The organism is Halobacteriovorax sp. HFRX-2_2 (assembly GCF_043196705.1).
Classification (GTDB): Bacteria; Bdellovibrionota; Bacteriovoracia; order Bacteriovoracales; family Bacteriovoracaceae; genus Halobacteriovorax_A.
Genome location: NZ_JBEBMT010000002.1, coordinates 393,126 through 405,272, shown reverse-complemented (window position 1 = coordinate 405,272; position 12,147 = coordinate 393,126). Strand labels below are relative to the sequence as shown.

13 protein-coding genes are annotated in these 12,147 nt (G+C 35.6%); 8 read left to right on the top strand and 5 right to left on the bottom strand.

What is annotated here, in order from left to right; all coding sequences use genetic code 11:
• Positions 1-31 precede the first annotated feature (31 nt).
• Entirely contained in the window at positions 32-2,425 is a 2,394-nt protein-coding gene (locus ABMA79_RS07155) for a methyl-accepting chemotaxis protein (RefSeq protein WP_393091353.1), read from the top strand.
• Positions 2,426-2,469: 44 nt separating this feature from the next.
• On the opposite strand, the gene ABMA79_RS07150 is transcribed toward ABMA79_RS07155, so the two are convergent.
• The 3 genes from ABMA79_RS07150 to ABMA79_RS07140 all read right to left on the bottom strand — a co-directional run bounded on the left by ABMA79_RS07150 (position 2,470) and on the right by ABMA79_RS07140 (position 4,336).
• Positions 2,470-2,994: a hypothetical protein gene (locus ABMA79_RS07150; RefSeq protein WP_393091350.1), complete on the bottom strand. Its 525-nt coding sequence runs from the start codon at positions 2,992-2,994 to the stop codon at positions 2,470-2,472.
• A gap of 87 nt (positions 2,995-3,081) precedes the next feature.
• Positions 3,082-3,825, bottom strand: a complete 744-nt coding sequence (locus ABMA79_RS07145; RefSeq protein WP_393091347.1) for a helix-turn-helix domain-containing protein — start codon at positions 3,823-3,825, stop codon at positions 3,082-3,084.
• Positions 3,826-3,958: 133 nt separating this feature from the next.
• A complete protein-coding gene (locus tag ABMA79_RS07140) occupies positions 3,959-4,336 on the bottom strand; it encodes a rhodanese-like domain-containing protein (RefSeq protein ID WP_393091344.1) in 378 nt (125 codons plus the stop codon).
• A 109-nt stretch (positions 4,337-4,445) separates the two neighbouring features.
• Between ABMA79_RS07140 and ABMA79_RS07135 the strand changes: the two genes are divergently transcribed.
• The 6 genes from ABMA79_RS07135 (at position 4,446) to ABMA79_RS07110 (ending at position 9,812) form a co-directional block, all read left to right on the top strand.
• Positions 4,446-4,979 carry a hypothetical protein gene (locus tag ABMA79_RS07135; RefSeq protein WP_392858766.1) on the top strand — a complete coding sequence of 178 codons (534 nt, stop codon included), beginning with the start codon at positions 4,446-4,448 and terminating at the stop codon, positions 4,977-4,979.
• A 69-nt stretch (positions 4,980-5,048) separates the two neighbouring features.
• Positions 5,049-6,020 (top strand): cytochrome-c peroxidase, encoded by a 972-nt coding sequence (locus tag ABMA79_RS07130; protein ID WP_392858764.1) that lies wholly within the window; start codon positions 5,049-5,051, stop codon positions 6,018-6,020.
• Between the two features lie 98 nt (positions 6,021-6,118).
• On the top strand, positions 6,119-7,207 hold the full coding sequence (locus ABMA79_RS07125; protein ID WP_393091342.1) for a methyl-accepting chemotaxis protein: 1,089 nt from the start codon (positions 6,119-6,121) through the stop codon (positions 7,205-7,207).
• Positions 7,208-7,426: 219 nt separating this feature from the next.
• Entirely contained in the window at positions 7,427-7,933 is a 507-nt protein-coding gene (locus tag ABMA79_RS07120; protein ID WP_392858761.1) for a hypothetical protein, read from the top strand.
• Positions 7,934-7,989: 56 nt separating this feature from the next.
• Positions 7,990-8,853 carry a DUF4423 domain-containing protein gene (locus ABMA79_RS07115; RefSeq protein WP_392858759.1) on the top strand — a complete coding sequence of 288 codons (864 nt, stop codon included), beginning with the start codon at positions 7,990-7,992 and terminating at the stop codon, positions 8,851-8,853.
• Between the two features lie 8 nt (positions 8,854-8,861).
• Positions 8,862-9,812 (top strand): hypothetical protein, encoded by a 951-nt coding sequence (locus ABMA79_RS07110; RefSeq protein ID WP_392858756.1) that lies wholly within the window; start codon positions 8,862-8,864, stop codon positions 9,810-9,812.
• Here ABMA79_RS07110 and ABMA79_RS07105 read toward each other — a convergent pair.
• Entirely contained in the window at positions 9,809-10,786 is a 978-nt protein-coding gene (locus ABMA79_RS07105; protein WP_393091339.1) for a hypothetical protein, read from the bottom strand. The genes ABMA79_RS07110 and ABMA79_RS07105 overlap by 4 nt on opposite strands.
• Positions 10,787-10,867: 81 nt before the next feature.
• The gene (locus tag ABMA79_RS07100) at positions 10,868-11,161 is read right to left on the bottom strand and encodes a hypothetical protein (RefSeq protein ID WP_393091338.1); all 294 of its coding nucleotides are present in this window, start codon (positions 11,159-11,161) and stop codon (positions 10,868-10,870) included.
• A 111-nt stretch (positions 11,162-11,272) separates the two neighbouring features.
• On the opposite strand from ABMA79_RS07100, the gene ABMA79_RS07095 reads away from it, so the two are divergent.
• Positions 11,273-12,073, top strand: a complete 801-nt coding sequence (locus tag ABMA79_RS07095; protein ID WP_393091336.1) for a TIGR02147 family protein — start codon at positions 11,273-11,275, stop codon at positions 12,071-12,073.
• Positions 12,074-12,147: the final 74 nt, after the last annotated feature.

Sequence of the window (12,147 nt, the reverse complement as noted above, 5' to 3'; positions counted from 1 at the left end):
ATTATTTTATGCTAATAAAAAAGGATAGTTAATGAGCATTAGTAAATTTTCCCTAAACAAAAAATTGGTTCTCGGGTTCTTATTGGCGGGCCTACTACCTTCATTAACAATAACATTCGTCGTTCTAAATAATGTCGACAAGACTCTTCATAAGAATGCTGAGAATATGCTAATTTCGATACGTGAAGGACGCAGCTTTCAGCTCGAGGAATTATATAAGACAATGGGTGGCCAAGTCTCGGCCCTGGCCCAAAATATTTCAACGATTGATGCCGCAAGACAATTTAAAAAATCTTTTCAATCATTTGAGATAGAAACTAGAACTGACTTTAATGCAGCTAAATCAGCACTCACATCCTTTTATGCTAATGAGTTTGGCGGTCAATATAATAAAACTAATATTGGAAAAGAATTTGATAGAACAAGTGAAATTATTAGAGAGTTAAGTAAGAATGAATTACTTCTTCAAGACGCCTTTATTAGTTCTAATAATAATCCTCTAGGATCAAAAGATGCACTAGTATCACTTAAAGATGGTACAAATTATTCTAAAACACATGAAAGATATCATGATGCATTTCGCACTTACTTAAATAAATTTGGTTATTATGATATTTTTCTAATTGATGCTCAAAAGGCCGAAGTTATTTATTCTGTCTTCAAAGAAGCTGACTTTGCAACAAACCTTAAGACTGGTCCATATGCAAGTTCAGGACTAGCGCAAGCATATAACCTAGCAGTAAATGCAAAATCTAAAGATGCTGTTTTCTTTACAGATATTCAAAAGTATTACCCAAGCTACGAATCACCTGCTCAGTTTATCTCAGCACCAATCTTTGAGAATGATAAGTTAAGTGCTGTACTAGTTTTCCAAGTACCAGTTGCAAAGATCAATCAAATCTTAACAAGTGATGAAAAATGGAAAGAGCAAGGTCAAGGAGACTCAGGAGAAACTTATATTATCGGTAAAGATAAAGTGATGAGAAGTGTTTCGAGAACTCTTGTTGAAGACGAAGCTAACTTCTTTAAGACTATGCAAAAAGTAGGTCTAAGCGAAAGCGCGATCAATTATATGAAATCGAAGAAAACATCTGCCCTTGCAGCTAAGATTGATACTCTTGGTGCAGATAATGTTGTTCTAGGAAAAACTGGAGCTGAAATCTTTGAAGATTATAGAGATATAAATGTAATTAGTGCATACAAGCCACTAAGTATTGCAGGACTTGACTGGTATATCCTAAGTGAAATGGATGAAGATGAAGCACTGGCATCACTTTATACAGTAAGAAAGGTTATCATGACTTTAATTACAATTTCAGGGATTGCAATTTTACTTCTTGCTCTAACATTTGCAAAAACAATCTCTAATAGCCTTGTAAAGCTTGCAGAGGGCCTTAAGCTTGGAGCACATAATGTTCTAAACTCGGCAAACGCTCTTGCACAGAGTTCATCTGATCTCTCTTCAGCAACTGAGCAGCAAGCGGCCAGTTTACAGGAGACATCTGCTTCAATTACTGAAATTTCAGCGATGGTCGATAGGAACTCTGAAAATGCTAATACGACTTCTGACCTTTCTGAAAAGAGTCAGGCCAAGGCACAAGAAGGTAAAGAGTATGTAAGCAGTGTAAAACATAAGATTGAGGATATTCATAAGAATAATGAAGTCCTTATTCAAAGTGTAGAAGAAAATAATGTTGAAATTCAAAATATTACAAAAGTAATTGATGAGATCTCGGAAAAAACAAAAGTTATCAATGATATTGTTTTCCAAACGAAGCTACTGTCTTTCAATGCTTCAGTTGAAGCGGCCAGAGCAGGAGAGCATGGAAAAGGATTTGCGGTTGTAGCAGAGGAAGTTGGTGCCCTAGCTGCAATGAGTGGTACGGCGGCCCAAGAAATTACGGAACTACTTGAAAGAAGTATTGGCCAAGTACATCGTACTGTTGAAAACTCAAAGTCTAAAATGTCTGGGATTATTGAGCACGGTAAGAAATCTGTTGATGAAAGTTTAGTTGAGATTAAAACATGTGACTCTGTATTAAGTGAGATTCTAGAAAGCTTTAATGAAGTAAATAGCTCTGTTAGACAAATCGCTGCCTCATCAACTGAGCAATCAGCAGGTGTAAACGAGATCACAACAGCAGTTCAACAGCTTGATGCAGTAACACAACAGAATACATCAGTTGCACATACTTCTTCATCAAAGGCAGCAGAACTGAAAGAGCAGTCAAATGATCTTTCAAGAATTGTCGAAGATATTCAAATGATTGTATTTGGAGAAAATATTTCAGATGCGCAACCGGTAGCGGCAAGCCCAGTTAGGCCAGTGATCAAGATGCCATTTGCTAAAAAGAAGAAAAATCTAGAATTAGTTGATGCAGATTCAATTAGTGCAGATGATTCAAGATTTAAAGATGTAATATAAGAAATAGCGTCACGGAAGTGGCGCTTCTTTTTTTCTATTTTCTATTAAGACTCAAACTTTACATTGATATTCATTTTAGAGGAATCCCTAGGCTCTAGAATAAGATAAACATCATCCTCTCCTACTACTCGTCCCTCTATTTTAAAATTCTTATCATCTTTCTTTTTTAAAGAAGTAACAATTTTTAGGATATTAGAATCAAAACTATTATTGATAATAACGTGATCTTCTTTTACTTCGACAACAAGGTCCTTCTTAACTTTAATAATCTTCTCTTTTCCGTCAACGATGACCTTTCCATTGTCGACATTTACGATTTCATTTTTTCCATCAACATCAACGAGTCCACCGACTTTCACTTTTTCATCTTGCCCATCGACTGCAATGAAGTCTCCTAGGATATTAACTTTCTGCTCTTTTTCATTTACTTTGATAGCTCCCCAAAAAAGAGAAAGAGTTACCTTTCCCTCCTCATCCTTCGAATATTTGAAAGATGAAAAAACAGCAATCCCAAGAACGACAAGGCATATAATTGCAATAATCCCTACAGTGTTAAAAAAACCACTCATACATACTCCTAAAAGATAACGAAAATTTTATCGAGGTATAGCAACCTAAAAAGTAAATAACATTAATTAACTTTGATCTTGAATTATTTACTTAGTAAATACATAGTCAGTTGCCCTGAAGTCAGTGGCCAGATAAGACATGAAAGTTATATTTTCAAGCTTCTCACTTCCATAAAGAAGCTCCTCTCTCTTTGACCTCTTAGCAAATTCTAATTGTAAATCATCAAGGGCCTTAAGGTAGTCTGTGACTGACTCTTTTTTTAAGTAAAAGCTTCCTCTAGATCCACGTGAAGTCTTTTGCTCTAACTTGAATTGTTCCTGGGCATATTCGAAGAAATATCGATCAATATTAAAACTTACCAAAGCACCTAATTTTGAAGAGATATTAATATCACTTCCTTTAAATAGTAGCTTTACGCGATCATTTTCTCCCAACTCAATGAGATTAACCTTATCCAAACTTCTAAGCATTGATAGAGACTCACTCTTATCAAGACGGTGCTTTTTAACAACGGCCTTCCAGTCTCCATCACTAGAAAGTAACTCTGTGAAAAAGTGATAGATAATTGGTTTTTTTAGGAATAAAGCTTCTTGTTTATCATCTAATTTTAGGACTGAGTCGTTGGACTGTTGGGCAATCGAAAACAGCTCTCCTAAATTGATATTTAGCGCATCACATATTTGGTCTAATTTACTTACAGAACAGTCCTGGCCGGCCATAAGCTTCTTAAGGCCCGATTCAGACATGTCGATACGAGCGGCCAAGTCCTTATAGTTAACCTTTCGAACTTTCATTACGTCTTTTAGTGCAATAAATACATCATTTCTCATTTCATTCTCCTTGCTAAGTAAGTTAATGAAGAGAAAGTAGTTCACCTCTGAACTATTTTAAATAACTAACACAAAAGCACCAATATTTGGTACCAAAAAGCTGATTTAGGGTAAATTTTATCGAATTTATCCCTTATTTTTGAGTTAGGAGACGAGATAGAGCGTGAACACCCCCAGCATTGACTACGTTCTTAAACCCGAGTCTCATAAGGTGTAGTCTGGCCATGGAGCTTCTTCCGCCAGAAGCACAGTAGACAATGACAGACTTATTCTTGTCGAGTTTTTCAAATTCAGCGCCTAAGCGATCGATTGGAATATTTATTGAATTCGGTATTGAGAATCCTTGAAACTCCCCTTCGCTTCGAACATCGACTAATTGATAATTATTCTCTTTTAAGATTCTTTGAACTTCGTTCTTGGCCTTAAAAAAGCGATAAATTCGCCACATGACAAAGGCGAAAATAAAAATAAAAATCATATTTTGTCGTATAAATTGAATAAGTTCTTCCATATAAATCATCCTATGCCACTATCTTGAATAAATATTTGATGTAGGTCAAATATCATTTAACTATTTAAGTGTATGCTAATTTTAAATTAAATAAAAAAAGGAATAATATATGAAATCGATGACAGCTATTTTTACAACAATTCTCATGGCATTGTTCTTTACGGGATGCTCTACTTCTCACAATGTTGAAAAAGCACCTATTGTTACAACATATGATGAAGCAAAAGTTGTAAGCCACTTAGCAATTGCCCCACAACCGACAAAGCTTACTTTAAGTAAGGCAAAGAAAGATGGTTATGAAGTCGTTATAAATCTAAGAGGAAAGAATGAGTTCAAGGGTTATGATGAAGAAGCAACAGCAAAGATGCTTAATCTTGAGTATCACCAAATTCCTTTCTTCAATAAAGACAAGGAGATCGATGAAAACTCTCTAAGTGAGATCTCTAAAATCATTAACAATAACAAAGACAAGAAGATCTATATTCACTGCTCAAGTGGTAATCGTGCCGCTGCTTGGTATTTAACTCACCTCTATCAATATGAAGGACTATCAAAAGAAGAAGCTACTAAGACGGCCAGAAAAGCAGGCCTAACAAAGGCCCCTCTAGAGAAGAAGGTTATTAACTTTCTAAATGAGAAATAATACCTATTTTAGAATTTAATAAATCCGATATAATGAGTTGATAACGCCATTTTTTAAGAGGGAGAAGACATGAAGAAGTGCATGCTTTTAGGTATGTTCGTACTTGCTATTAGTTGTAACAAGCAAGAGGTTAAAGAATTTGATGATAAGGGATTACTTTCAGAAGTTGATGGAGTTCTTTCTCCACTACCTGCATCTTTAATTGATGCAAAATCTAACAAAGACCTTATTCACTTAGGAAAGACACTTTACTTTGAAAAGAAGCTATCAATAAATGACACCATTTCTTGTAACTCTTGTCACAAACTTGATCAGTTTGGAGTCGATAATCTTCCAACATCACCAGGTCATGATGGGACCCTTGGTGGACGTAACTCTCCAACAGTTTACAATGCCGCCCTAAACTTCTTACAGTTCTGGGATGGAAGAGCAAAAGACGTCGAAGAGCAAGCATTAGGACCTATCCTAAATCCAGTTGAACATGGATTAGCACAGGCTTCAGATGCTATGAAGAAAATCGATACACAAGAGTATCGAGCACTTTTTGAAAGAGCATTTGGGAACAAAGAAGCATTCAACTTCAATAATGTAGGTGTTGCCATTGGTGCTTTTGAAAAGACACTTCTAACACCTAGCCGCTATGATGAGTACTTAAACGGTGATCATTCAGCTCTAAGCTACCAAGAAAAAGTTGGGCTTAAAAAATTCAATGAGATTGGATGTACGACATGCCACGATGGTGCCAATATTGGAGGTGGAATGTTTCAAAAGCTAGGACTTGCTGAAGAGTACCCGACTAAAGATAAAGGTCGTTTTGAAGTAACTAAGAATGAAGATGATAAGTTCTTCTTCAAGGTACCTACTCTAAGAAATATCACAAAGACAGCACCTTACTTTCATGATGGAAGTGTTAAAACACTTGATGAGGCGATCACTATTATGGCCAAGCACCAACTAGGTGTTGAAATCTCAGCTGAAGACAGAGAAAGTATCAAGGCCTTCCTTGGTTCTCTTGAAGCTAAAGCTTTACCAAAACTATAATTAATAAAGGCGTGAATCTTCACGCCTTTTTTCACTTTTCCTGATAATAATCATCTAAATCCGATTAAATTTATCTAGAAGACTCCGATAATTTAAATATGGGAATTCTAAAATTTAAGACATATTTCAAAAAAGAAGAATTAGAAACACAACCGACTCAAGAGCATATTGAGCTTACTAATAAGTTAGCAAGTACCCAAGGGAAGGTTCAAGAGCTTGTAAGTGAGAATGACTTTCTTTTGCAAAAGATTGCACTGTTAGAAACAGAGAATTACAAACTGAAAGACGGGCTTTCACAGATTCAAAAGAACTTAGCTGATTCAGTTGGAAATAGCACCCAAGCACTTGATAGATTAACTGAAGTAGATGCTTCATTTGACAGTATTAGAACAGACTCAAAAGAGATTCTAGAAGACGTCTCAAGCCTTAAGAATAATATGGAATATACTTCAAAATCTTCACTTAATATTGAAGAAGGAGTGAAGGATATCCTTGAAGCAATTGAAGGGATTTCAACAATTGCCTTCCAATCAAAGCTACTCTCTTTTAATGCTTCTGTTGAAGCTGCCCGTGCAGGAGAAGTTGGGAAAGGTTTTACTGTTGTTGCAGAAGAAGTTCAAAAGCTTGCAACATCAACTACAGACCTCCTAGAAAATATTAGAAGTAAAACGGATTCTTTTATCTCGATCTCAAAGCAGCTACAAAGTTCGGCAAATGAGTCTCTTAATAAAACAAATCACATCAACGATAAAATTAATCAATTTGATGAAAGTATTTCTCAAACAACTGTTAAGAATAAAGATGCCCTCTCAGATATTTCAGCAACTAATGATGAAGTATTCATGAGCTTAGCAAAGCTTGACCACGTTATTTGGAAAATAAATACTTATATTTCAGTCATCGAAGAAAGGCCTGCCTTTAACTTTGTTGATCATCATAACTGTCGTCTTGGAAAGTGGTATTATGAAGGAGAAGGTAAGGCCAGCTTCTCTCGCCTATCAAGCTTTCCTTGCATTGAAGGCGATCATGCGGCCGTTCACTCAGGAACAAAGGTCATTTTTAACTATCTAGACGATGTTAAGAATAATATCGATGTTATTACTGACGGCTTTCAACAAATGGAAGATGCCAGTGAAAAAGTTTTTAGAGGACTTGATCGAATCCTGGCCGAGAAGAAAGAAAGATAAAAAAATTTACTATTTTAACTTCTACAACATTTCAAAAGCTTGCCACTCATCCTAAGGGTGGCAGGCCTCACATCGCAGTCTAGGATTCACATCTTGTGAAAACATTGTTTGCTATATCGTGAAATTTTATTTACATAATTCTCACCACTACATAGTTTTAGTTTAGATTTTTTAGAACATATGATTCAACAGAATCAAGCTAACTATAGGGAGAATTAAATGAAAAAATTAATCACGTTTATTGCCGCATTATTTGTAACGACATCAGTTTTCGCTGGTATGCCTACTGAACACGACTCATGGGAGACTATTAAAGACAACTTCATGAGAGTTACTTTCAATGAGCCTGCACTAAATCTAGATAATGGTGGTGCAACTTCAGTATTTTTCACTTGTCTTGATGGAGACACTATTAGAACAAAGAAAATGCTTAAAAGATGTGTTGAATGGCAACACCGTGGCGGTGATAGAGATAGCATCTGTACTGCTTATACAAGCTTCTATGGAACAGCTGAAATCGTATCTGAAAGAGAAAGATGTGTACGTTGGTCACACCAAGGTCGAAGAGATGGACGTCAATATTGTATGCAGTACGAAACATACACATATACTCACCCACTTTCTTACGACATCGATGTACATAAAACACTTCACGGTAGAAGACATGACAATAAGCTAGGTAGAAAACTATTCACGAAAAACTACACAATTGAAGCTTGTGAATAATTAAAAGATAGATGAAGGGCCCTTCCCTAAAGGGCCTTTCTTCACTTAGGGAACAAATGGAAGAAAATCTTAAAATACAAGATCCAAGAATTTCAATTTTTGACTTTGAAAGTTACTGTGACTTCCTTATTAAGGCCGGTATGCCTGATGGCCTTTATTCCCACACTGCAAATAACTTAAAAACTTGGGCGAATCGCCTTGGGTATAAATCCCCTAGTTCACTAACAATGGTCATCAAAGGACAAAGATCCCCTAGTCTTGAAATGATCAATGCAATTTCTGAAGATTTAAAATTAAATATGAAAGAGAAGCAATATTTCATGCTTCTTGTTCAGCTAGAAAAAGCACAAAGAAAGAATAAAGACACTAAAGAGATATTAAAGAAAATTGCCACGTTGAACTTAAAAGAAAATGGAATTTCACTTAGCCTAAAAGAATTCAATGCGATAAGTGACTGGTATTTTCTTGCAATCAAACAACTTATCTCAATGCCTTCATTCGTTGAAGATAATCAGTGGATTCATCAAAAACTTAGAAAGAAAGTTCCCCTTAATCAAATTAAGTACGCAATTGAGACAATGCTTGAGACTCAGACTATCGGAAGAAATGAAGAAGGTCGCTTAATTGTCCTAAAAGAAGGACTTGTCACAACGAATGATGTCCCGAGCTCAGCAATTAAACGCCACCATCATGGGATGATTAATCGTGCTCTTGAATCAATTGAAGAACAATCTGTGAATGAGAGACAAATAACAGCAGTCACAATGAAAGTAAAAGAAAGTGATATTGCTGAAGCTAAAAAGTATATCTTCGAGTTTATTAAAGACTTTAATGAGAAGTTTTCAACACACGATGCTGACAATCTTTATCAGCTAAATACACAATTCTTTTCCCACACGGATCAAGTTGTTAAGCACTAGGAAGAACGATGAGAAGTTATTTAATTTTATCAGTATTACTATTTTCAAATTGTATTTTTTCAAAAGAACTTGAAAGGCTCACCCCTTCCCAAAGCTATATCTTAACAAAGAACTTTAATAAAAAATCGCTGCCTATCATGAAAGCACTAGGCTCAGGTGATATTGTTGGTAATGGTTCTGGACTAGTTGAACAAAACTTCACCTTTGCTTATTATAATCTTCAAAATGCAATCTTTAACTGTCTTGGCAATAAATACGAGTGTCAGATCGATGCTCAAGAAGAATTAATTTTAAGAGAGATTAATCAGGCATTCATCGCTAAGGCCTATATGAAAAGACCCCTTATCTTTGTTAGTAAAGAATTTGCTGGGGATTTCTTCCACAACGAAGTTGATATTACCTCTCGCATTGCAAAAACAGGCTTTAGTCGACGAGGTCACATATTTATAAATTTAGAAGAGTCTCAATTTATTACGAATGATATTCCAGCAATGATTAGCATCTTAATACACGAACTAGGACATCAAATTGGAATTATCAGTCATAGTTTCCTGGATCAGTTAGGGACAAAAGTTAGGAATCAATGGAATAAGAATTGGCAGTCTTTTGAATTTGAAGTTAATGGGACACCATTAACACTTCGCCTACTTTCAAATGCAAATAACTATATTAGTTCGAATCTTAGTTATACATATAATGGAAAGTTTGAACACCTAGGTGAGACTATTTATAAGCACTTGTCTTGTGGAGATAAAGAAGTTGTTTATGGATTTAATTTGAATAATGGCCATTGGCAAAGACCCACTTACAGCGACAACAAGACGACTATCACAATGAATTTTTGGTTGGACACTTATTGTGAGAACCAAGACAAGATGATGAGAGTTAAGCAAAGCGACTTATCAATTCAATTCACTCACAAAGATGGCAAGATTCAAGCGAGGATTATAAATCTCTAGAAAGGTTCAATCCCCTCACCATCAATAACATTGATATTGTAGTGTATTTTAGGGCCCCCATCTGATATTGAAGCGCTTAACGAGAAAGTTGAGCTTGAGTTAGGGGCCTTTAAGTCTCCTTCTACTGTGCAGACACCTGTAAAAGCACCTTCAAATCCGTAGACCTGTCTTTTTATACACTTTAACGAATTCGAATGAATTCTAATATGATGACTTCGTTGGATTTTATCTTTTTCAACTAAGATTTGGGCCACTAAACCATTTGCAACGGCCTGTTTCTGACACGTCTTCTCGTTTATCTCTAGCTTCTTCTTGTGAATTCTAATACTTGCTTTCCCATCATACATGCTAACAGAATCTAATTTCATATACTTTTCGCCAACATAAGCAGCAACAGGAATATTCGAGTTCAAAATAAATTTATAATCACCACATTTTGCCAGGTAACTATTAAAAGTTAGCCTAGGTGATCTTTCGATGATTTTATTAGAGATAATATAATTATCATCATTAACACCACTTGCTCTAAGAAGCTCGTGTAGAACAAGCCATTTCACATTATCACTTCTTTTAATGTAGTTACGCCAAATCTCTTCATTTAAAGTAATCTGACCTTCCCTCGCAAAGGCATCAACAATTGAGCCTGTATTATCAATTAACTTCTTTGAAGTAACTTTGATAAATTTGATATCGAGGATTTCCTCTAGACTGTTTAGAGAGACCAGGCCTTTAATTGATTTAGGATGACTTCTTAGCTCATTTAAGATTTCCCTAGCTTCAGAAATAAAGTAGTGGCGAATATTGTCTCCACCACCACTACTTCCTACACCAAGTCGTTGAGTTTGAACTTTATAATTCTGATAAAAGTCTTTCTTTATCTCCTTAGGAATTTCTAAGGATGGTATACACTTTACTTGCTCAGCTAGTGCAGATTGAACCAAGAATAAAGATGTTATAAAAAATAAGCCTTTCATCATATCTCCAAATTTATCATCAACTAAATGATACACATGTCTTTTTGAAATAATTACGTCCAATGTCTGTGAACTAGACAACTACTCTTCACATTGAAGCATAAGCACATTGTATGAAGATTCCCTTACAGAGATCATAAAGTCACAACTTGAGTTTGGCGCTTTTAGATCACCTTGAACAAGACAATAACCAAGCTCCTGCTGGCCCCTTTCATTCTCAGAAAAGCATTCAAGAGATGCAGGCTCAATATTAATTAGAAACTCTTCTTCAATAACTAGCTGATCAGTGAGAACTCTTGAGCTTAAATCTGAGGTGCTGGCCGCTGCCACAGAAAGTGAAATTAAAGAAATTAATACGTAAGTTACTGTTTTCATTTATGCCTCCATTGATATTTATTAATGTGAAGGCTTTATATCTAAATAAATGACACGTCTCTATATAAAAGTTATAACTTTATTACTTATTATGTTATAAAATACTAACTTATGAATACTTATGATTTTACTGACTATAGAGAATACCTAAGAGAATGCCTTGGCCCAAAGTCGAAGAATTTGACGAGGAAATCCCTGAGCGAAGAGCTTAATTGCCAGCTTTCCTTTATCAACCAGGTACTCACTTTTCGCTCACACCTTTCTCTAGAACATGCAATTAAAACATCAAATTATCTACAATTAACGGATGAGGAAAAAGACTATTTTCTTCTCATGGTACAAAAAGATCGTGCTGGAAGTGTAGAGCTTGAGAAGTATTTCCTCGAAAAAATTAATGAAGTACAAAACAAGCGTAAGGAGATCACAAATCGAATAAAGGCCTCCAACACACTTACGAGTGAAGATCAAATGAAGTACTACTCAAGCTGGTACTATGTTGCAATTCACATTCTAACGGCCCTTCCTGCATTCAATGAAGCTCAGGATATCGCATCTCATTTAAAGTTAAGTATTAAAGTTGTTAAGGATGCACTTGATTTTCTTATTGATAAAAACTTTGTCACAGTAGACTCTAATGGCAATCTTGCCATTGGTAGTACGAGAATCCATCTCCCCCAGGGCTCTGATATGCTTCCACGCCATCATGTTAACTGGCGACAAAAGGCCATGGAATCAGTTGATGATGTGAAAGAAGATGATCTTCATTATTCAAGCTTACTTGGTATTTCAAGAAAAGACCTCCCTGTGCTAAAAGAAAAGGTTTTAAAGCTACTCGAAGATTTTGAAGTCGTCTTAAACGAAACAGGGGAAGAAATTCCAGTTGTCTTCACATTGGATCTATTTGAGTTATAAGAATTCCATACTTAACCTTTCTTAAGGTTTGGCCTAATAACTTTCTATACTAGAATCTAAACAGTAAGAAAGGA